The organism is Stieleria tagensis, assembly GCF_024129865.1.
Classification (GTDB): domain Bacteria; phylum Planctomycetota; class Planctomycetia; order Pirellulales; family Pirellulaceae; genus Stieleria; species Stieleria tagensis.
The window spans coordinates 38,464-59,708 of the sequence record NZ_JAMYFE010000068.1; the positions used below are offsets into that span (position 1 = coordinate 38,464).

At 50.2% G+C, this 21,245-nt stretch carries 15 protein-coding genes and 1 pseudogene; all 16 read left to right on the forward strand.

All coding sequences use genetic code 11. The annotated features are described in order from the left end of the window. Positions 1-31: 31 nt before the first annotated feature. On the forward strand, positions 32-1,441 hold the full coding sequence (locus NHH03_RS16875; RefSeq protein ID WP_253158160.1) for a UDP-glucose 6-dehydrogenase: 1,410 nt from the start codon (positions 32-34) through the stop codon (positions 1,439-1,441). Between the two features lie 239 nt (positions 1,442-1,680). Beyond that, complete coding sequence (locus NHH03_RS16880) at positions 1,681-2,649, forward strand: GDP-L-fucose synthase family protein (protein ID WP_390895582.1); 969 nt, start codon at positions 1,681-1,683, stop codon at positions 2,647-2,649. Positions 2,650-2,852: 203 nt separating this feature from the next. Next, positions 2,853-3,875, forward strand: a complete 1,023-nt coding sequence (gene gmd / locus NHH03_RS16885; RefSeq protein ID WP_253158161.1) for a GDP-mannose 4,6-dehydratase — start codon at positions 2,853-2,855, stop codon at positions 3,873-3,875. Positions 3,876-4,511: 636 nt separating this feature from the next. Further along, a complete protein-coding gene (locus tag NHH03_RS16890; protein WP_253158162.1) occupies positions 4,512-7,112 on the forward strand; it encodes an O-antigen ligase family protein in 2,601 nt (866 codons plus the stop codon). Between the two features lie 171 nt (positions 7,113-7,283). Further along, positions 7,284-7,985 (forward strand): TylF/MycF family methyltransferase, encoded by a 702-nt coding sequence (locus tag NHH03_RS16895; RefSeq protein WP_253158163.1) that lies wholly within the window; start codon positions 7,284-7,286, stop codon positions 7,983-7,985. Positions 7,986-8,128: 143 nt separating this feature from the next. Continuing rightward, positions 8,129-8,620, forward strand: coding sequence for a class I SAM-dependent methyltransferase (locus tag NHH03_RS16900; RefSeq protein ID WP_253158164.1), 492 nt, complete (start codon positions 8,129-8,131; stop codon positions 8,618-8,620). Between the two features lie 44 nt (positions 8,621-8,664). Beyond that, positions 8,665-9,846, forward strand: coding sequence for a hypothetical protein (locus NHH03_RS16905; protein WP_253158165.1), 1,182 nt, complete (start codon positions 8,665-8,667; stop codon positions 9,844-9,846). 6 nt (positions 9,847-9,852) lie between these two features. Further along, positions 9,853-11,400, forward strand: coding sequence for a lipopolysaccharide biosynthesis protein (locus tag NHH03_RS16910; protein WP_253158166.1), 1,548 nt, complete (start codon positions 9,853-9,855; stop codon positions 11,398-11,400). 49 nt (positions 11,401-11,449) lie between these two features. Further along, a complete protein-coding gene (locus NHH03_RS16915; protein ID WP_253158167.1) occupies positions 11,450-12,442 on the forward strand; it encodes a glycosyltransferase family 2 protein in 993 nt (330 codons plus the stop codon). Further along, positions 12,443-13,486, forward strand: coding sequence for a glycosyltransferase (locus NHH03_RS16920; RefSeq protein WP_253158168.1), 1,044 nt, complete (start codon positions 12,443-12,445; stop codon positions 13,484-13,486). 168 nt (positions 13,487-13,654) lie between these two features. Continuing rightward, positions 13,655-14,410, forward strand: coding sequence for an FkbM family methyltransferase (locus NHH03_RS16925; RefSeq protein ID WP_253158169.1), 756 nt, complete (start codon positions 13,655-13,657; stop codon positions 14,408-14,410). A gap of 53 nt (positions 14,411-14,463) precedes the next feature. Beyond that, positions 14,464-15,792 (forward strand): O-antigen ligase family protein, encoded by a 1,329-nt coding sequence (locus NHH03_RS16930; RefSeq protein ID WP_253158170.1) that lies wholly within the window; start codon positions 14,464-14,466, stop codon positions 15,790-15,792. A gap of 82 nt (positions 15,793-15,874) precedes the next feature. Then, positions 15,875-17,053: a glycosyltransferase gene (locus NHH03_RS16935; RefSeq protein WP_253158171.1), complete on the forward strand. Its 1,179-nt coding sequence runs from the start codon at positions 15,875-15,877 to the stop codon at positions 17,051-17,053. Next, positions 17,040-18,227 (forward strand): glycosyltransferase family 4 protein, encoded by a 1,188-nt coding sequence (locus NHH03_RS16940; RefSeq protein WP_253158172.1) that lies wholly within the window; start codon positions 17,040-17,042, stop codon positions 18,225-18,227. Before NHH03_RS16935 ends, NHH03_RS16940 begins: the two co-directional genes overlap by 14 nt. Before the next feature lie 296 nt (positions 18,228-18,523). Continuing rightward, positions 18,524-18,688, forward strand: a pseudogene (locus tag NHH03_RS28410) (DapH/DapD/GlmU-related protein); the annotation flags it as partial. A gap of 263 nt (positions 18,689-18,951) precedes the next feature. Further along, positions 18,952-21,087: a bi-domain-containing oxidoreductase gene (locus NHH03_RS16950; RefSeq protein WP_253158173.1), complete on the forward strand. Its 2,136-nt coding sequence runs from the start codon at positions 18,952-18,954 to the stop codon at positions 21,085-21,087. Positions 21,088-21,245: the final 158 nt, after the last annotated feature.

The following is a 21,245-nucleotide window of genomic DNA, read 5'->3' on the forward strand; positions in this document are numbered from 1 at the left end:
TCCCCGTTGACCTGACTCACACAATTCACTCATGGCTGAAACGCAGACAACCGTCTCCAAGATTTGCTGCATCGGTGCCGGCTACGTCGGTGGTCCGACGATGGCGATGATCGCTCACAAATGCCCGCATATCGACGTTAAAGTGGTCGATATCAACGCGGACCGGATCGCGCAGTGGAATTCTGATCAGCTGCCGATCTATGAACCCGGACTGGACGAAATCGTGAGTTCGGCGCGCGGTCGCAACCTGACGTTCACCACGGAAATCGATCAAGCGATTCGTGACGCCGACATGGTCTTCATCTCGGTCAACACGCCGACGAAGACCTTTGGAGTCGGTGCCGGTCGAGCGGCGAACTTGGAATTTGTCGAGAAATGTGCTCGTCGGATTGCCGATGTCTCCACCGGACACAAGATCGTGGTGGAAAAATCGACGTTGCCGGTTCGTACCGCCGAAGCCGTCAAGCGAATCTTGTCCAACTCCGAACACAATGCAACCTTCGATGTGCTCAGCAATCCCGAGTTCCTGGCAGAAGGAACGGCAGTCGAAGATTTGTTGGATCCGGATCGTGTGTTGATCGGTGGCGAATGTCCGAATGCCATTGCGGCGTTGGTCGAGATCTATGCCAACTGGGTTTCGCCCGAGCGTTTGCTGACCACCAATTTATGGAGCAGTGAGCTGTCGAAACTGACGGCCAATGCCTTCCTGGCGCAACGTGTCTCGTCGATCAACGCTATCAGTGCGCTCTGCGAAGCGACGGAGGCGGATGTGGATGAAGTCGCCGCAGCGATTGGTACTGATTCTCGAATCGGCCCCAAATTCCTAAAGGCGTCGGTGGGTTTTGGTGGCAGTTGTTTTCAAAAAGACATTTTAAATTTGGTCTACCTGTGCCAATACTTCGGGTTGCCGGAAGTCGGTGAGTACTGGGAACAAGTCGTGCGGATGAACGACTACCAGAAACAACGGTTTGTCACGCGGATGGTCCGCACGATGTTCAACACCGTGTCGGATAAGAAGATCGGCATCTGGGGGTTCGCATTTAAAAAGGACACCAACGATACTCGCGAGTCCGCCGCGATCTATGTCTGTCGGGACCTGTTGCTCGAAAAAGCCCGGTTGTGCATTTACGACCCTCAAGTCAGCAAACAACAAGTGCTCAACGATTTGGCCGCCGTGTTCACAAAGGGCGACAGCTTAATCAGTGACGCCAAGAAACGTTTGATTGAACAACACGTCACATTCGCATCGAGTGCCAAAGAGGCGTCGCAGGATGCGCATGCGATTGCGATTTTGACCGAATGGGACGAGTTTGCCGACGCTGATTTTGCTGCCGTTTATGACTCCATGCAAAAGCCAGCCTTCGTTTTCGACGGACGCAACACGCTCAAGCATTTGGCCCTGGCCGACCAAGGTTTCGAATACCACGGCATCGGATTTTAGAAAGTAGGCCAGGTGTAACCTGGCGCCAATGCATTTGAAGTTGCGCTCTAACGGGATCCCTCGCTCACGCGTCGGGTTACACCTGGCCTACTCAGGAACTGGCCGGTCGCAAGTTGGTGTGGAGGATTTATCCGACCGGTTTTGTTCCCCCAGAATCCTCCACGCAAGTCGGATAAATCCTCCACACCAGCCCCCTTTGACAAACCGATCGCCAGGTTTCACTTGGCCTACCTGAATTGATGATGAAAGAACAGTTGCCTGCAGGACGGATCTATGTTGCCGGCCATCGTGGAATGGTGGGAGCCGCCGTGGTTCGCCATCTGCGCAGCCTGGGGCTGGCCGATGAAAATTTGATCACGAGACGTCGCGACGAGTTGGATTTGATTTGCCAAGCCGACGTGCAACAATTTTTTGAAACTCAGCGACCAGACGTCGTCGTGTTTGCGGCTGCCAAGGTGGGCGGGATTCATGCCAATGATACTTATCCCGCCGAGTTCATTTACGACAATTTGATGATGGCTGCAAACGCCATCCACTCGGCCTATCGCACCGGTACCAAACGGTTTCTGTTCCTGGGCAGCACCTGTATCTACCCGCGGATGGCTCCGCAACCGATGCCGGAAGATTGTTTGTTGACCGGGCCGTTAGAAAAGACCAACGAGGCATACGCGTTGGCAAAGATCAGCGGATTGAAACTTTGCCAGCACTACCGTTCCCAATACGGCGTTCAATTTCATTCGGCGATGCCAACCAATTTGTATGGGCCTGGTGACAACTATCACCCCCAAAACTCGCATGTGATGCCGGCAATGATCCGTCGCTTTCACGAAGCGACGCAAAGCGGCGCCGACGAAGTGGTCATTTGGGGAACCGGTACACCGCGTCGCGAGTTTTTGCATGTGGATGATTTGGCCCGTGGGTTGATTCATTTGATCGGATTGCCCGATCCCCCGAATTTGGTCAACGTGGGGACTGGCAGCGACATCTCGATCCGCGAACTTGCCGAAATGATCGCGGAGATCACCGGGTTTGGTGGTTCGATCGTTCAAGACACCTCGAAACCAGATGGCACGCCTGTCAAACGAACCAACATCGATCTGATCCGATCAACCGGCTGGCAACCAACGATCGAACTGAAAACCGGCATCCAGAATACCTACAAGGATTTCCTGCAAGCCACCGACTCCGGCCTGCTCCGCGCCCAGTAGCCCAGGTGCAACCTGGCGCCGTCGCCGAGTAGGCCAGGTGCAACCTGGCGCCGTCGCCCAGTAGGCCAGGTGCAACCTGGCGCTGCAATGCGGTGTGGATCTCTAACAAAATCCACTCCTTCAATCATCAATCACAACTCATGCCAGGTTTCACCTGGCCTACCAAACCATTTTCTCAAAACCCTACCTAGAAAAATCGACCAATGAGCACATCAACGGGGAACAACAAAAAAGCGCTGATTACCGGGATCACTGGTCAAGACGGCTCGTATCTTGCGGAATTGTTGTTGGATGAAGGCTATGAAGTGCACGGGATTGTTCGTCGCAGTAGCACATTCAACACCGACCGGATCGAACACATCTATATCGATCCGCACAGTGAGGACGCACGGTTGTTCCTGCATTACGGTGACCTGACGGATGGTCAAAACCTGACCAACTTGGTGCTGAACATCGAGCCCGACGAGATCTATAACTTGGGTGCCCAGTCACATGTTCGTGTTTCATTTGACGCGCCGGTCTACACGGTGCAAACGACCGCGGTGGGTGCGTTGAACGTTTTGGAAGCCGCCCGGCAATTGAATCTCAAGAAACCGACACGCGTGTACCAAGCATCCAGCAGTGAAATGTTTGGTGACGTGATCGAAACGCCGCAAACTGAAAAGACGCCGTTCCAACCGCAAAGCCCCTATGCCTGTGCCAAGGTTTACGCGTTCCATCAAACCGTCAACTACCGCAACGCCTACGACTTGTTCGCCTGCAACGGGATCCTGTTCAATCACGAATCGCCACGTCGAGGCGAGACTTTTGTGACGCGCAAGATCACGCGTGCTGCCACACGTATTAAACTTGGTCTGCAAGACAAATTGTACTTGGGCAATTTGGATGCCAAGCGTGACTGGGGGTACGCCAAAGACTATGTGCGGGGGATGTGGTTAATGCTGCAGCACGACACACCCGACGACTACGTGTTGGCGACCGGCGAGACCTACACGATTCGCCAGTTCCTCGATTACACCTTCGAGCACTTGGGATTGGATTGGAAAGACTACGTGGAAACCGATCCACGTTACTTCCGCCCGACCGAAGTCGACTTGTTGTTAGGCGACGCCAGCAAAGCCAAAGAAGTGCTCGGCTGGGAAGCCGAAACCAGTTGCAAGCAGCTCGCCGAACTCATGGTCGATCACGACATGGAACTGGCGAAATCCGAAGCCGCCCGCCAGTAGGCCAGGTGCAACCTGGCGCAACTACTTGAACGCCGCCATCATCGCGAGCTAATCCGTCGTTCGCGGGTGCGTCCAGAAGTTTTGTTTTCATGGCAACCCGATGCGTCAGTTTTGACGTTGCGTTTTTTTAGTAACCCGAAGCGTGAGCGAGGGATTTAGGGTGTTAGCGGGATCCCTCGCTGACGCTTTTTGAAGTTGCGTTTATGACAGCCCGGGAGGGCGATACACGAATTGCCGGCGGCATGAGCCGTCGGGAATACAAGGGATTGAAACTGACGCTTCCGGTTGCCAAAAATCAATGCCCCACGCAAAAGCGCAACTTCAAAATTCAGGCATCGCCCTAGGAAAAGCGGATGCCTGACGCACAAGCCTCACGAAATTTTAAGGCTCATGCCTCTGGTTACCACCGTTTGCACGCGTCCTACCGGCACGCAGCGCGAGCGAGTGAATCGCAACTCCGTGAGAACAAACCTACTTGCGTGCCTATCTCGCCGGTATTCAGCCGGATTCCATGCAATCTAACACTCCGCGGCTAACGCCGATCTGTTGTCCAGGTCCAGCCTGGCATTCACACCATTGAGAACACCCAGTCGATATCGAAACCCGCCCCACTCACGACGGTGGGCTGCGTCGGCAATGCTCATGCTGCTTGGGATCCTTGCCGTTGTGTTGGGAGGACTCGCAATCGCCACCAGCTTCGATTTCGGCGGCCAACTCGCGTGGACCCAGTACTGTTTGGCATTAGGAATTGTTGGTGTCTCAGCAGCGACATGGTTGGTGTTGGTTGCAGGGCGTTTTCGAGTCTCGCAACGTGGCGAACACCACGACACTGCTGCATCGTCGGTGAAATTTCCTCGCTACACGTTGCTGTGGCTGATGTCGCTGTGGTGTGGATACATTTATTTCCAATCCATCGATCTGCCCAGTGATTGGGTTAGATGGCTAAGCCCTGGTTCCGCAGCAGCCTATACAGAGTGGCTAGAACCCATTCGGCAGTTGGCTGGTACGCCACAGTCCGACAGCCATCCGATTTCGATCGATGTCGCCCGCACCCGACACGGACTCGCATTCTTAATCTGTCTGTTGCCGGTAATTTGGGTCGGAGCAGAAATTTCGCGTGGAGCCCGCGTTGTCCGCGCGCTATTGGCGACGATCTCCATCGGAGCTGGAATCCATGCAGCTTACGGGATGCTTTGTTTGCTACAGCCGGAACTCAGTTATACCAATACCGATGATGTGCAGCGCGGATTTGGCGGATTCATCAATCCCAACAACGCCGCGTTGTTCATGAACCTCGGGATCGCTGCTAGTTTGGGGCTACTTACCTGGCAGGTGGTTTCCATCGGCGGTCGTGAAACCGCCTTTTCAAAGATTGTACCATCAGATGTACTCGACGCTCTGTGTGAAACACGCAGTTGGCCAATCCTCTCCGCACTTTTCCTAAACCTAGCTGGCGTTGCCTGCTGTGGATCGCGTGGCGGTCTGTGTGCAATGGTGATAGGCTTGCTAGCAGTCGTTGCAACACGCTTTAAGTGGCGCAAGCAACGCACGTTTTTTATAATTGCGATCGTGCCACCGATAATCTGGCTGACGTTATTTTTGGCACAGTGGAGAGAAAATAGTGGAGCGGAAAGCATTGTTGAGGTTGACCCTCGCATATCAGTGCGAGATGTCAGTGGTGACACACGCATTGGCCATTGGCAAGATGGGTGGGAAGCGTCTCGCAACTACTTCCCCGCTGGGAGTGGAGCAGGGACCTATAGGCATGCTTATCTTCCTTACCAAGATCATGGGGGACGAAACTGGTTTCACCATGCCGACAATCTCTGGTTAGAAATTCTTGTTGAGCAAGGAATTCTTGGGAGCATTCTTGCCATCGCAGTGGCGTCGCTCACCATGATTTCAACCATTCGTCTACAGCGTTCTGCAGATTGTCTAGACAATGCAATTTCTATAACAACAACCTATTTGATTATTGTGATAGGACTCAGTCAGTTGGTTGACTTTGGTCTGCTCTTGCCGGGGACTGCGGTGCTGGTCGTTTTGTTGATCAGCATTGCCACTGTTCGTTCGAAGAGCAACTTTCCCGACAGTAGGTTTTGTTTCAAAAAATCAGCATTTGCATATATTTTTCAACAGTCTAAATTGCCGGTTCGTACCGTTCTTGGCGCCGTCGTTATCTTACTGGCGGTATCGCAGCTTCCTTATCTTTTAGAATCTGCAAAGTCTGAAGCTGTCGCTCGTCGTTGCAGCCTCGAATACGGTAAATACAAAAACGACTTGGCGTCGCTTGACCGTATCGTGGCGAAAATACTCCGGCAGTCAGAGTCGCTGCCCACCGGAGAGTTGCTCGTGCAACAATTCAAGTATCAATTTCAATCGGCGCGATTAAATGAAATCTCTGAGTTGAAACCTAAGAGCAAAGATGAACTACAAATATTGTTAGCTCAGACACGGCTTGGTAACCGTGCGTCTAACCAGTTATCTGATTCGTCACGAAAAAATTATCAGTCAGCCTTTGTCACTGCAATCAGAAATACATTCTTTTCGCCATTTTCTCTTCAAGGTCGCAGTGAATTAATTGCTTTGCAGTTTCAGCATCAAGATAAGAGTTCTCTTGTTCAATTGATAGCTCAATTGGGAAAGCTTCAATGTCGAAATCCTGAGCAGTTAGTCCGTCTCGCGGAGATCGCAGAAAAAGAAGATGAGTTAGTTTTAGCATCAGAGCTTTTAAGGCGGCTGAATGAGCTGAATCCGAATTACACCGGGTATAGTGTTGAGTTTGCGTCTCGGAATTATTCAGCTGACTTGACCTTCTTGGTCCCTTTGAACCGTCGCAACCAGGTGCGAGCCGCTAAGCACATCCTTGACCACCAAGATCAGCGGGCTGTTCTGGCCGGTCGGGCTGATGCGTTTTTGGAACAGTCCATACGGCACTTTCACTGCAATGAATGCAGCACGAATTTAGAGAATTCCGATTGTGAATTTCTCACTGCAAAAGTCCTGTTCGATCTCGGCAAGGACTCAGACGCACTCAAGCATCTAAAGCAATCTATAGAATTAACTCCTGCGGATGCGGCAAAACGGGTGATTTACGTGACTAAGCTTGTAGAAGCAGGGGATTTGGAGGCAGCTATTTTAGAAGCACAGAAAGCAAAGAATGAGCTTCCTGCCGATCCCCGTTTCGAACAGCTCCTTGCTAGGATTGCAAGAATAGAGCAGCAGGGCAATCAGTAGGTCTTTCAAGACAAAAACAAACCAATGTTGGATTGTTGATTGGGTTAAAGTCATTGTCTTGCATGTTATGAGCCAGTTAGTGAAAGAACAATCGCGACGGCGAAGAAAAGTAAAATCGCAAGATTTGCTGTTGAGATTTTGGCATTCCGAAAAGAGATCTAGAGCCTAGATATGAAAAAAACAATAAGAAACTTTTTGCGACGCGCAATCGGAAGTAGGTCTCTTCCGTTCCCAAACGATCGATTGCGAGTCGTTGCCGAAGCAATTGAATACGTCTCGACAATGTCGAGATTTGATTCTCCTGACGCTCAAGACTCCCTTCGAGGCGATTACCTTGAATTCGGAGTCTGGCGAGGAGACACGTTTGCATTCGCTTGTGGTCAAGGCGAGAAATGGATGCCATCTATGCGGTTCTTTGCCTTTGATAGTTTCGAAGGACTGCCTGAACCAAAAGGAAGTGATGCAAACTCAGAGTTCCAGCAAGGGCAATTCTGCTGTTCTCTTGAAAAATTCATGGAGAATCTCAAGCGGAAAAACATCTCGCGGGAAAAATTTGAAACGATTGAAGGTTGGTTTGATAAATCATTGACTCCAGAGACCGTGGCTTTGCACAAAATCCATATCGCTTCGGTCAGTTATATCGACTGCGATCTATACGAGTCCTGCGTTCCGGTTCTAGAGTTTCTCTCACCACTGATTCGCCAGGGATCAATATTGATGTTTGACGATTGGTTCTGCTTTCGAAGCTCCCCAAAACTTGGCGTGCAGCGAGCAACTTCAGAGTGGTTGTCACGAAACACAAAATTTGAACTCATTCCATGGAAGACCTTTGGTCCCTATGGAAAAGCGTTCTTCGTAAATTTCGATATCTAGGATAACGCATTATGGCCGAAAGAATTTCCCCCGAGTCTCCCGCGTTCAAGAATCGTTGGTTTCGGCTCCGTCGAGGTTTTATTCCCTGGATCTCATTTAAGGGTAATGCATACCGGAAAGCATTTTACTTTCGGTATCAATGGGTGAGTCAGTTTTCTAGCGGGAAAAGAGTTCTTGATGTCCCATGCGGAATGGGATGGGGGACATCATTGATTAAAAACACAGAAAAACTGATTGGAATTGATATTGCAGAGGATGCAATTAGCGAGGCAAACGCTCGGTATGGAAATGTGGCGTCGTTTGAGGTGGGGTCAATGGATGATCTGGGGTTTGGTGACGAAACTTTTGACGTTGTTGCTTGTTTGGAAGGAATCGAGCATGTCGACATTTCGATTGGAAAAAAGTTTTTGCAAGAGAGTTTTCGAGTTCTCGCAAAAAACGGTTTGCTTCTGATTTCGTCGCCTCACACTGAGTCAGGAGAACACAGTGGGAATCCTTTTCACGTTCATGAATATTCGAAGGACGAACTAGCAGACATGTTGGAGAAGCATTTTTCTATCGACAGCGTGTCGCATCGAAAAGTGGATAATCTCGTGGTCGACTATTTCGTTTGTCGGAAAGCAGCGACGAGTTGAAGTTTGGCATTCGTAAGTTAAAGAAAGTGCATAGCAAAAGTCTTATGAATAACGATGTTAGAAAGAGTATCGCTGAGTCATGGAAGAGAGTTTGTGCTTGGCATCGAGCAACCCTCCAAGATTGCTTAATTGGTCTGCATATCAGCGGCGAACCAAACCTGATGGCAACGTGCTTTGAGATACTTGGAAGCGAATGCTGTGGAGAGCTTGACTCGCTTAATCAAGACCAAAAAGATAGGCTCGCGGTATGTATTCAGGAAACACAAGATTCTGAGACTGGCTTCTTTTCGCCAGGAGAATTAGATCGCGGTCAGTTGTCGAGTCATAGCGCATCGTACATTCGGATGCAGGCTACCTATTTTAGCATTCATGCATTGAATGCCCTGGGAGAAAAGCCCCTCTTCCCGGTTCGCATTGCCGAAAAGCTTTCAAATGCGGATTTTGCGGAAGGTTGGATTGATGCTGGAAATTGGAGGAACCCCTGGCTGCAAAGTAACAATGTAATGTTTGCGTTAACTTTTTTGCAGGCAAGCGATGGATTCACAAAAGGAGCTGGTTTTGGCCAAGGGCGAGCTTTTGACGCTATTCTTGACTATCTTGACGATCGTCAAGATTCCATTAGCGGTATGTGGCAGCCAGACGACGGGCGTGATGATCGCAACGCGGCATTCGCTGCCTATCATTTTTTTCCGTACTTCTATTTTCGTGGTCGAGAGCCGAAATTCCAAGCGGAAGCGATCGATACGCTTATTTCTTTGATGCAGCCGGATGGTTTTTTTGGTTACGGAGTTGGTAAAAGCGGCGCCTGTGAAGACCTTGATGTCATTCACTCACTTGTTCTGCTTTCTACGACTTGCCAGCATCGTAAGGATGATATTCAGGAACTAATGCATACAACACTTCAGTCGCATTTTGGCATTCAAAATAGTGATGGCGGATTTCCTAACTATCTTAAATATCGAGTTTCGCTGAGAGAGTTTGCGAAGAATCCAGGTATGATCAAAGCCTATTGTACAGGGCGCGCGCAGCGATGGCGATACAGTGGATGGACTAAGTTGGACTGTTTGAAGGGCTGTTCGGATACGTGGGGCGGATGGTTTCGGCCGCTGAGTATGAAATTGATTTCTGGTTATCTTTTCGAGCAGGAGTTGTGTCAATCAGGTCAATATAGGGCTTTGCCGGGTTTGGGTTGGCATTTTAGCACCCCCGAGCAAGGTGGCTCTTAGGCGTCGATGCGACAAGCAAACCTTTTAATTTTAAATACGATCGTTTCGTATTTGAGTCTTGCAATCAAGATTATTGCGGGGCTTCTTACCATTCGGTTTCTTCTTGCGGAGATGGGTGCAGAGAACTACGGTATTTACTCAACTCTCGCCGCTAGCAGCGCATTGCTTTCAGTGGTGCAGTCAGGTGTCGCAGATGGCGCACGTAGGCATATGTCGATCGAGGTGGGGACCGGGGATACAGTCGCTCTAGCAGGGGTGTTTAATAGCACGCTCGTGCTCTTGGCCTGTTCCGCTATCGGAATTTTGGTGCTAGGCTTTTCCGCGACCGATTTCGTTTTAAGTGTGATCGAGGTGTCGCCAGATCGACTGCCGGCATGTCGCTTCGCGTATTACTGTTCTGTACTTAGTCTCGCGAGCATTTCGGCAGCAATTCCCTGGCAAGCGTTTCTTTCATCGCGACAGCAGATTTCGTTTCTTTCCGCGATTTCTACTGCTCAAGCACTTTTAACGCTTTTGGGAGTTGGACTACTGCCTATTGTTCCCGGGGATCCAATTGCTGTGTATTCAGCTTTGGTGTTGGCAGTTTATGCACTGACTTCGACTGCTGTGTGCGTCTATTGCATGTACGGGAACCCACCGTCCAGGCCTAGTTGGTCGGCAGTGGACGGCCGCAAGATGCTGTCTATTGTTAAGTTTGGTGGGTGGATTGTGTTTGAATCCGTTGCTATCGCTCTTCGCGAGAAGGGATCATTAGTACTGCTGACGTCAAGTTTTGGTCCTGTCACCACAGCAGCCTACGATATTGCCCTTCGCCTGGGAAACCAATTTACTAGCCTGGCGATGACAGTCGCAAACGCGGTTGCTCCTGCTTTGACTAACGCTGAAGGGCGGGGCGATACCCGTTTTGCGATCAGGCTAGGTGATGTGCTTTCGCGTTACTCTGCTCATATAACGTGTGCATTCTTGGTCCCATTTTTGCTTGAAACTTCAGTAATACTTGAGTGGGTCATTGGAGCGAGCACTTCGGAGATGGTAGTCTTTTCGCGAATCGTTATGGTTAGCCGATTTGTCGGGGTGCTGAGTTGGGGAGATGGAATCGTTGCAAAGTCGAGGAATCGAATTGCGTTGCTGAGTCTGGGGTTAACGCTGCCGTTTTTTCTTGCGTTTGGTTTTTGTGTTTTTGCGTATCGCTTAGGCAATAGTCAGAAGATTCTTTTGCCTGTGGCAATGCTTTTTGTCACGGCATTGGGTAGTTTTTGGTTCAGGCCCTGGCATGTTCGAAGGCAAAGTGGACTAGCCTGGAGGACATTTTTTGACGACGTAATCTTAAACGTGCTTAAATCAAATTTGCCAGCAATTCTGGTTGCTGTTGCATTGCATTTTTGTTTTCCAACGGGCGTTTTCAGGCTGATAGTTGTTGTATTTGGATATAGTTTTACTGCAGCTGTGTTTGTCTGGAAGTTTGGTATTTCTGGAATGGAGCGGGATCGTTTTTCTGATTTGATCCGTATCGGGATGCGTCGGATGAGCTTTCTTTTTGACAAGGTTTGTTAAAGGATGCGTGTCTTGTTTTTGCTAAGTGTTTGTTGGCGAGTTGAAGACAATGCCTGAGCAACTGTCTATCTCAGCAGTCATTCCTGCCTATAATGCCGAGGCTTTTGTTGCGGAGGCAATCGAGTCCGCGCTGAATCAAAGTCGCCCCCCAAAGGAGATTCTTGTCGTTGACGATTGCTCAACCGATCAAACGGTTCAAATTGCTTCGGCATTTCCGGTAAAGGTAATTTGTCTTTCCGAAAATTCAGGGCACGCAGTCGCACGTAATCTCGCAATTGAAAATGTTTCGAATCCACTGATTGCTTGGCTCGATGCTGACGATGTGTGGAATCGAGATCATCTCGAAGAGGTCGCTGGATTGCTCGACGCCGATGAGCGAGTTGGCGTTGCTTGCTCGCCCGTGGAGATGTTCGGTGAGCGATCGGGAATTCGCGACTGCATTTACACCGATCGGAAGTCAGTCAATGCCTTTGACGCTTGTTTTAGCGGAACGTGTATTCCTGCGATGTCTGCGGTAACGCGGACAGCGGATGTCAGGATGGTTGGTGGCTTTGATGCGTCGTACCGAACCGCACCAGATTTCGATTTCTGGCTGCGGCTATCAACTCGGACGCAATTTGCGTCGACGCCGAGGGTCACTGCCAGGTATCGATGGCATGGTGGGCAGATCAGTTCCGCATCAGCGCACAGCTTGATCTCTGCTCGGCAATACCGGGCAATCTACCGAGCACGAAGTGAGTTTTTGAATCACGCAGATGCATGCAAGCTTGGGGTGGATGTCGTGGCATACTGGCGCAAGGCAAACGCATTGCTCATTCGTGATGCAAAGATTGCGGCGCTTGCAGGGAATCGCGATTTGATTCATGAACTTCAGGAAATCGGTCAGGAGTTTCTGCCGCTCGATCAGAAGACGAAGTGGTTCCTAAAGCTGTTGAAATGGTCTCCGAGATCTGCAAATCGGCTGGCTGCTGAGTTTAGAAATCTGCTCAGGCCAAATCGGAAGACATGCAGGAATTTAGAAAGCAAACTGGGAGCGTCATAGTTGTCTACTTCTTTGGAAACGGATTCGGCGCTTCAGCTAGGCGTGTCGGTGGTTATTTGCTGCTTCAACAGCCGGCACCTACTTTCTGAAACACTTTCGCATCTTGCGTCGCAAGAAACGCGTCAGGAGCTGTTGTGGGAGGTAATTGTGGTGGATAATGCTTCCACTGATGGTACTGCTGATGCGGCCGTGGAGATTTGGGCTGATCTAGGTGCATCGGTGGAATTGCGGGTTGTGCGTGAGGCCGTGCCTGGTCTCAGTTACGCTCGCAGGCGTGGCGTTTTGGAAGCCAAGTGCGAGATTTTGATTTTCTGTGATGATGATAACTGGCTTTCCCCTGGCTACGTTCAACGTGCGGTCGAGAATATGGCCGACACCCAAATCAGCACGTGTGGCGGTATGGGAATCGCCGTGAGCGATGGTGTGCTTCCTGACTGGTTTGCCAAAAACCAAAGATCGTTTGCCGTCGGCCCCCAGAGAGCAGCATCGGGGAAAGCAGAGTCCTATCTTTATGGTGCTGGCCTTACAGTCAGGACAGAGTTTCTTAGGAAAGCTTTTGAGTTGAACTTTACTCCTCTTTTGTCAGATCGAAAGGGGAAGTTGTTGTCATCTGGAGGCGACGGCGAACTTGCAGAATGGATTGCAATGTTTGATGATGGGGCATGGTTTTATGATGATCAACTGCAATTTAAGCATTTCATCGCCAAGAACCGGCTCACTTGGCCGTATTTGGTCAAGCTAAACTGCGGATTCGGGAGGATGGCTCCGTTTCTTTCGCTGTATAAAAACACTCGACGGAATGGATACCAATCGCCGTCGTTTTGCTGGATGCGCTATCTGCTAAAGTTTTTTGTCGTGTTGCTGCTGAAGAGTTGGCAGCCTACGTTGCGGGAGACGAGCATGAGGTTGCGCCGCAACGTCGCCTCTGTCATGTGGTTAGCAGCCAATCGCAAGCAGTTCTTATTTGGTGCATCTGAAATCGTCTCCATGCGGCGAAAAGCGCAATGGTGCCTGGGTAATTGCTCGTGTGATTCCGAACGATAACTTTCATCTTGACGAAGATCTCTGCTACCGCAGATGGGAGTCATTTCGTCGTTCAGCGACGCGGTGTTATCAACCTGCAACGGCTCTCAAATTTAGTTCACTTAAAATTTGGCTAAAATAAGTACGACGACATTTTTGTTGAACATAACTTCCAACAGTACCTTCGCTATGCTTCATCTAATTCACAGGGCGTTACTTGCGACACCACTTACCAGGCGTCTGCATCGCAAGTCTCTTGTTTATATCAAACAATCGCTTGGCTACTCCGATCCTTATGATGACATTGAGGCTGTCGTTCAGTCAACGAAGCCATCCGCAATACTGGACATCGGAAGTCACATCGGAAAAACTATTCATCGAATGTCTGAGTTTAGAGGCCATACCCCTATTCACGGTTTTGAGCCGACGCCCGACTCGTTTAAAAAACTAAAAAAGCGGTTTCAGAAAGATCGGCTTGTTTCAGTGCATCAACTGGCATTGAGCGATCGCACCGGGACTTGCATCATTCAATGCAACAAAAACGAACAAACAAATTCTCTGCTCCAAAACGGATGCGGCAACAATGAAATTCTTGCTGAAGCGACGCGAAATGTTGGCACTGTTGAAGTTCCTACGATGACTTTGGACCAGTGGTTTTTTGAGAGCGGTATCCATGGAGGAATCGTAATCAAGTGTGACGTGCAAGGAGCAGAGGGGCTCATGCTGGCGGGTGCAGAGAAAGTATTTTCTTCAAACGTATATGCGTTCTATAGCGAAGCGCAAATTGCGCCGATGTATGAAGAACAAATAGCATTCCATGAACTTAACAGACGATTGACTACGGACTTTGATTTTTCGCTAGCAAATATTTATCCATGCTTTCGGGACCAAAGCGGGAGAGCGTTGCAAACTGATGCGCTCTGGATTCGAAATGACAAGTTCTAGCCATTGCGTCCAAAAGATGCAGTTCACCTGCCTGTAACTCGAAGAAAGCTAAAATGGTTTGGATGATCCTTTTCGGATTGGTCATTGCAGGAACCGCTTTGGTCAGCCTTCGGCGTCCTGGCGTTGCTATCGGATTGATGATGGTTATGTTCGGTTTGGAGCAGTTTCTTCAAGCGAAGTCTGCGACATTTGTTGAACGTGGAAATCTAGTAAATGTTGGCGTCGCGTTTGTGGCGCTAGTTGCCACTTGTCGAATGTTGCTTTCGAATCTTGGATTGTTGAAGTGGACTCATCTGCAAACGCTTGTGATTCTGCTTTTTGGGTATGCCTTCCTGAGCAGTTTATGGACCGTTGCTCCAAGAGAGTTCGAGGAGTACTTTCAGTCGCAGTGGCCCTATTTTGCTCTCTATTTTGGCCTCGGACCAATCCTGTGTTCCGAAAGTCAATCAATTCAAGATGCAGTGAAAAGCACTTTGGTTCTTGGGATTCCGATCATGATCGCGCTCGCTTTTTTTTGTGAGTGGACTGGCCGGGGAATTAAGTTAAGTACTCCAGTAATGGATGGAGGTAAGTTGCGGCATTACACGCCTCCTTTAGCTGCCGCGAGTTGTGCAGCAGTTATTGCGATTTTGACGCTCTCAACACTTTCTAAGCAATGGGGACGGCGTTTGGTTGGTTTGGCCGTCCTGCTGCTTTGTACTTACATCATTATTCGCACGCAATCTCGAGGCCAGTTGGTCGCGTTTTGTTTCGTTTCGGCCTTGGTCTATCCAGCGACGCACAGGTCCGTCAGCAATCGAGCCTTTCTTGAGCTCATTGTGATTATTGTGATTCTGGTAGCAGCGGTTTTCGCAGCGTTCGTGTATGCTGGCGAGACTGCTGGTAGTCGATGGCAGCAGAATTCGATGGACCATGCGATGGAAGGTCGGGCTCTGATGGTCCAGCGCTTGTTTTTAACATGGACGAAGGCGGATCCTTTGAATTGGATTTTTGGGCTGGGAGCATCTAGTTCTTTCCGAATCTCATCGTTTTATGTGCACAATGTACCCGTCGAGATTTTGTGCGAATTGGGACTTGTGGGGGCTGTGCTATTCGGAATGTTCTGTTGGAGGTCATTTTCCAATGCAGTATTCTTCGTCGCGCAGATACCTTCAAATTGGGAGTATCGGTCGTGCGTCATCGGCTTTATCGGGACGTTAGTCTTCTTGCTTATTTTAACACTCAAGGAAGGCACTCTTTATGCAGTCCCGCACATGTTTTTCGTCGGTATTCTAATTGATCAGATTGCACAGAAAAATTTTAGCTTTTCTGATCCGGATTTTCGGCATGTTTTTCTCGAGGAATCCAATGAACTCTTGGTTTTTGGTTCTTCCGATACCTAAAACAATGGACTATGTGCTGGCCTGAAGTTTCAGCTTGTGGTGACAGAGGATGCAATAGGCTAAGGGGAATTGTGTATACAGAATGAAAATTTTAGTTTTTGAGAGTGCGACTCGATTGACAGGGCACAGGATTCCGTACGCCAGTTTGGTCGCTCGAGCGTTTGAGACCGATGAGGTCATCGTAGCTCTTCCACAAGTTTTATCAAACGAGCCTTCGCTTGCAGAGTATTTCTGTTCTGGGCAGCTGAAATTTTACGAAACAAATATACGCAGGTCATTTTTTGCTCAGGCTTGGGAATCGTCTCGCTGTCTTTTTCAGTTAATTCAAGAGTTGTGTCCCGATCGAGTGCTTGTCCCAACCGCGGACGGAATGGCGGTCATGGGTTGGGCTGCAAAACGTTATTTTAGGTGTGGGCGCGATTGCCCTTCATTGGATATCGCTTTGATGGTTGGGCGGCGTCCTGAGGTTGGGATGGGATTAAGAGAAAAGGTTCTGAATCGGTTGAAGTGGTGGTCTATTTTGTGTGGCCCTTGGCAGAGGCTTATGCTTATGGATCCCCGTTCATTTTGTGAATTGGGATTGAACCAGCGTGTAATATTGTCTCCCGATCCGGTTCCCGCTCTTCAGGCATACGATAAGACTGAAGCTCGTCGGCAGCTTGGGATCGAGTGTGACGGTCGGTTGGTCGTTTCTGCGGGGAACCAAAATGCCCGAAAAGGGGTTGGAGAATTAATCAACGCGTTTTGCGATGCAGAGATTGGTGACCAAGACAGGCTGCTTTTGATCGGGAGCTTTTCGAAGGAAATCCGCCTGCTAATAGCAGGTATGCGCGACAGTTTTCGGGGAAGACAGCTAATATGCCGCGACCAATTTGTTTCAGACGTTGAATTCTCTCAAGCAATTGTCGCGGCTGATCTTGTTGCAGCGCCCTACCGGGACACTGAACGCCCATCGGGAGTGATCTCCCGATGTATCGCTTGGGGAGTTCCGTTCTGGGGTTCAGAGTCAGGTTGGCCAGGTTGGGCCATGCGTCAATTCGACGCTGGTTATCCGGTTCGTCGGTCTACTCCGGAATCAATCGCTTGTTCACTCGCCGCCGCGCTGGATCAGTGTAAGCAGTTTACGCAATGCGATCGAGCAAGATTATTTGCAGAGTTTAACTCCGCAGAAAACTATCAATCTGTGTGGAGAGAAAGCCTTCCACTAGACTCTTCGTTGAGAACTCTTTCAGCCGAAACTTTCCTAGATGCCAAAAGCTAGAACCCCCACTCGAGTCGCGGTTACTTATCGTGTATGTCAACATTGGCGTGCTCACATTTTTGCTAAGCTCAATGCCCGTGATGATTTGAGTGTTTCAGTTTTACACGGTCAGAGTATACCTGGAACTAAATGTATTAATGGAGATAACTTAAAGGGGTTTAGTCATCGAGAGCACTTTTCAATTCGCGTTCCGTTTACCAAAACCTGGGCCGTTCAGCCAACAATCTTTAGTAGTTTGCGAGAGTTGGACCCGGACGTGATTCTTGCGGAGGGCGGTAGTAATCTGCTTACGAACTTTTTTGTGCTGTTGTATGCAAAGTTGTATTCTAAGCCAGTTGTTTGGTGGACGTTAGGAGAGCTTCGCGGCGCTTCTTATCGCGGGCTTGTTCGTGGCACATACCGAAAGCTGGTTGTTTTTCAGGAACGACTTTGCGATGTGTATCTCGGATACAGCACTATCGCGATGGAGTACTTTCGAAAGATGGGTTTCGCCGACGAAGATTGCTTTCTTGCCGTTAATTGCGTTGATACGAATCGGGTGATCCAACAAATTGCGATACGGCATTCTCAGGCAGAGCAACTCGCTGAAGAGATTGGTGTGAAGGGCCTGAAGGTCATTCTGTTTGTAGGGGCATTCACTCAGGCAAAGCGAATTGATCGGTTGATTCGTGTGTTCGCCTCGATTCAATCGGAGGTCCCGGATGCAGTTTTAGTTTTGGTCGGCGACGGTTCTTCGAAAGAGTCGATCGAGAAGCAGATTTCTAAACTGCACCTCGAGGAGAAGGTGATTTTGACAGGTAGCGTGGTCGAAAATGTGTCGGATTACTACGAGTTGGGGGATGTCTTTGTGTTGCCAGGCCTCGGTGGGCTCGCAATCAGTGAAGCGATGGCACATCGAATGCCCGTGATTTGTACTTTTGCAGACGGCTGCGAGGTGGACTATGTCGTCGATGATCAAACCGGGTACCGGTTGTTTTCGGATGACGACAGTGAAGTCGAGGAGTTTTTGAGAGAAAAGCTTTTGTTGGTGCTGTCCGACGATGGGTTGCGTGAGAGGCTTTCAAAGACAGCGCTCAGTCGAATCGAAACGGTGCACAATGTAGACACCTACATCCAGGGAATTGTTGACGCGATTCACTACGCGGAAAATAAGTCGATAGAGGCTGAGTCGTGATAGACGGAATCCGTGCCCTGCGTCGTTTTGTAATTATGAAATGGCGGCGCCATGTTCAGCGTCTTCGCTACGTGCATTCAACTGCGTTTATTGCGCCTCGGTGCAAAGTACGCCGGGATTTAGTGATGCACGCTCACAGCTTTGTGAATTCAGGGTGTTATTTAAACACGCCTGTCGAAATTGGACGCTACGGCTTGTTGGGGCCTAAAGTGGCAATCGTGGGGAGAGATCATTTGTTCAATTTACCCGGCACACCCATCATCTTTGGGGGACGCCCGCATGAACTACTCACGCGAATTGGCGCGGATGCATGGATTGGATACGGCGCGATCATCATGGAAGGAGTCGAGGTCGGGGACGGTGCGATAGTAGCTGCCGGAGCAGTTGTCACCAAGGATGTTCCACCCTATACGGTTTGGGGGGGCGTGCCAGCAAGGATGATCCGTAGGCGGTTCGACGATTTAGAGTCGAAAGAACACCAGGCTATGTTGGATGGTCCTGTCGTTGATGGCGAAAAATGTCGTTCTAAAATTTGAAGTCGCCAAGCGGTGCGCTTGCGAGATGCTGAGTGATTTTCTTGAAGACGTGTCGGGTAAATCGTGGTGACTGGGCGAGAGATTTGCTAGTCCCCGAAATGGCTCCTTTCCGGTACGGTTTGAGATGATCGGTGAGTCACATGTTGAATTCTGGGTTTTGAAATTGATAAAATAAGAACGTTAATTTAGTGAAACAGATTTTACAAAATTTGGGTAGCGGCGAAACGTTGCTTGCTGACGTGCCCTGTCCGCGGCGCCCGTCCGGCGCTGTGCTGATTCAGAGTTCTCGGTCGCTGGTGTCGCTTGGCACCGAGAAGATGCTGATTGATTTTGGCAAGGGAAGCTACCTCGCCAAAGCTCGTTCGCAGCCGGACAAGGTCAAGCAGGTTTTGCAGAAGGTCAAGACCGACGGGTTGTGGACGACGGTCGATGCGGTTCGTGCAAAATTGGATGCGCCGATCCCGCTGGGATATTGCAATGTCGGCAAAGTCGTCGAAGCAGGACGTGATTCCTGCTTTGCGGTTGGGGATCGTGTCATCAGTAACGGACCCCACGCCGAAATGGTTAGCGTGCCAGAGAATTTGGTTGCTAAAATTCCGGCGGGTGTTTCGGACGAAGCCGCTGCCTATACGGTTGTCTCGGCTATCGGACTGCAGGGAATTCGATTGCTGCAGCCGACCCTTGGGGAACGCATTGTGGTGAGCGGCCTGGGGCTGATCGGTCTGTTGACGGTCCAAATGTTGCGCGCCCACGGGTGCGAGGTGATGGGGATTGATTTTGATGCCAAGAAATTGGCGCTCGCCAAATCGTTTGGTGCAACAACGGTCGACTTGTCGGCTGGCGAAGATCCGGTCCGGGCCGCGGATCATTGGAGTGGTGGACAGGGCGTCGATGGCGTCATCGTCACGGCATCAACCAAGAGTGACGAATTGATTCACCAGGCGGCAACGATGTGTCGCAAGCGTGGGCGAATTGTATTGGTCGGTGTCATCGGGCTGAATCTACGACGTGCTGATTTCTACGAGAAAGAGCTGTCGTTTCAGGTGTCTTGTTCCTATGGTCCCGGGCGCTATGACCCGAATTACGAAAAACTCGGTTTGGATTATCCGATCGGATTCGTTCGCTGGACGGAAAAGCGAAATTTCGAAGCGGTTTTGCAGCTGATCGCTGATGGGAAGATTCTCACCGATGCCCTGACCACACACCGGTTTGCGTTTGACAACGCGTTGGACGGTTATCAGGCACTGCAAGAACACGGTGCCATGGGGATTGTTTTGGAGTATCCCGATACAGAGCGTGTTGAAACTCGGTCGCGGACGCTGCAGGTGCATCCGACCTCGCAGGAGATTGGCACGCAAGCGGATTGCCCGTCGGTTGCATTCATCGGTGCCGGAGGATTCACGACGCGGATGCTGTTGCCATTGTTGCCCATCAAAGGCTTGGTTCGACATTCGATCGTCAGTGGCACCGGAGTCTCCGCAGCGCACGCTGCCAAGAAGTTTGGGTTCGCCGCGTGTGGTACGGACTCTGACGCTGCATTTGCTGACCCTGATGTGGATGCCGTGTTTATTACGACGCCACACAACACCCATGCGGCGATGGTTCAACAGGCACTGTGTGCCGGCAAGCATGTCTTCGTCGAGAAGCCGCTGGCAATGGACCGGCAGCAGTTAGACGGAGTTAGCAAGGTTCTGGATGAACAGTCAGGCCAGCGGTTGATGATTGGTTTCAACCGTCGCTTTTCGCCTCACACGGTGGCTTTGAAGAAATGGGTGTCTGCCGGCGACGCTTCGATGGCGATTGTAATGACGGTGAATGCCGGAGAGATTCCGGCGGATCACTGGACGCAGGATCTGGGGGTGGGCGGGGGACGAATCATTGGTGAGGCCTGTCACTTCATCGATTTAGCACGCTTTATCGCCGGCAGTTCGATCGAGTCGATTGTGGCGACCGCGATGCGAGGCGGCGATGGTCGGTTGGGAGACTGTGTGGCAATCCAGATATCGTTTGCCAATGGTTCGATTGCGACGATTCACTATTTGGCCAATGGGAACAAAGCGTTTCCCAAAGAGCGCGTGGAAGTGTTCTCTGGCGGCAAAGTGTTCGTGATCGACAACTTTCGCCGCACCTATGTGATCGGCGACAAGCGGTCGCTGAAAACCCGCAGTCAGGACAAGGGGCATGCGGCAGAGATCGAAGTCTTTCTGCAGACCGCCTGTCGCGAGGGCGGTTGGCCGATTCCGCGAGAGGAGCTATTCGAGGTTTCTTTGGCCACGATTGAAGCTCACGAAATGGTCAGAGAGCAACTTGCTGGTTTTGAATGAATCTGCAGTTTGATCGCTGGAAAATCCGCGTTACGACTCATCGGGATGTTTGCAACGATTTCGGGTTTTCCGAATCATTGTCCATCTAATCCCTATCATCGCCAGAGTCTTCCGCAACTGAATTGTTGTAGGAAGCAATCACTCGATGAAAATCATCC

What these genes read in the sequence shown, in the direction of transcription:
- NHH03_RS16875 (WP_253158160.1), top strand. Translation starts at nt 32, where the DNA reads ATGGCTGAAACGCAGACAACCGTCTCCAAGATTTGCTGCATCGGTGCC.
- NHH03_RS16880 (WP_390895582.1), top strand. Translation starts at nt 1,681, where the DNA reads ATGATGAAAGAACAGTTGCCTGCAGGACGGATCTATGTTGCCGGCCAT.
- gmd (WP_253158161.1), top strand. Translation starts at nt 2,853, where the DNA reads ATGAGCACATCAACGGGGAACAACAAAAAAGCGCTGATTACCGGGATC.
- NHH03_RS16890 (WP_253158162.1), top strand. Translation starts at nt 4,512, where the DNA reads ATGCTCATGCTGCTTGGGATCCTTGCCGTTGTGTTGGGAGGACTCGCA.
- NHH03_RS16895 (WP_253158163.1), top strand. Translation starts at nt 7,284, where the DNA reads ATGAAAAAAACAATAAGAAACTTTTTGCGACGCGCAATCGGAAGTAGG.
- NHH03_RS16905 (WP_253158165.1), top strand. Translation starts at nt 8,665, where the DNA reads ATGAATAACGATGTTAGAAAGAGTATCGCTGAGTCATGGAAGAGAGTT.
- NHH03_RS16910 (WP_253158166.1), top strand. Translation starts at nt 9,853, where the DNA reads ATGCGACAAGCAAACCTTTTAATTTTAAATACGATCGTTTCGTATTTG.
- NHH03_RS16915 (WP_253158167.1), top strand. Translation starts at nt 11,450, where the DNA reads ATGCCTGAGCAACTGTCTATCTCAGCAGTCATTCCTGCCTATAATGCC.
- NHH03_RS16925 (WP_253158169.1), top strand. Translation starts at nt 13,655, where the DNA reads ATGCTTCATCTAATTCACAGGGCGTTACTTGCGACACCACTTACCAGG.
- NHH03_RS16930 (WP_253158170.1), top strand. Translation starts at nt 14,464, where the DNA reads ATGGTTTGGATGATCCTTTTCGGATTGGTCATTGCAGGAACCGCTTTG.
- NHH03_RS16935 (WP_253158171.1), top strand. Translation starts at nt 15,875, where the DNA reads ATGAAAATTTTAGTTTTTGAGAGTGCGACTCGATTGACAGGGCACAGG.
- NHH03_RS16940 (WP_253158172.1), top strand. Translation starts at nt 17,040, where the DNA reads ATGCCAAAAGCTAGAACCCCCACTCGAGTCGCGGTTACTTATCGTGTA.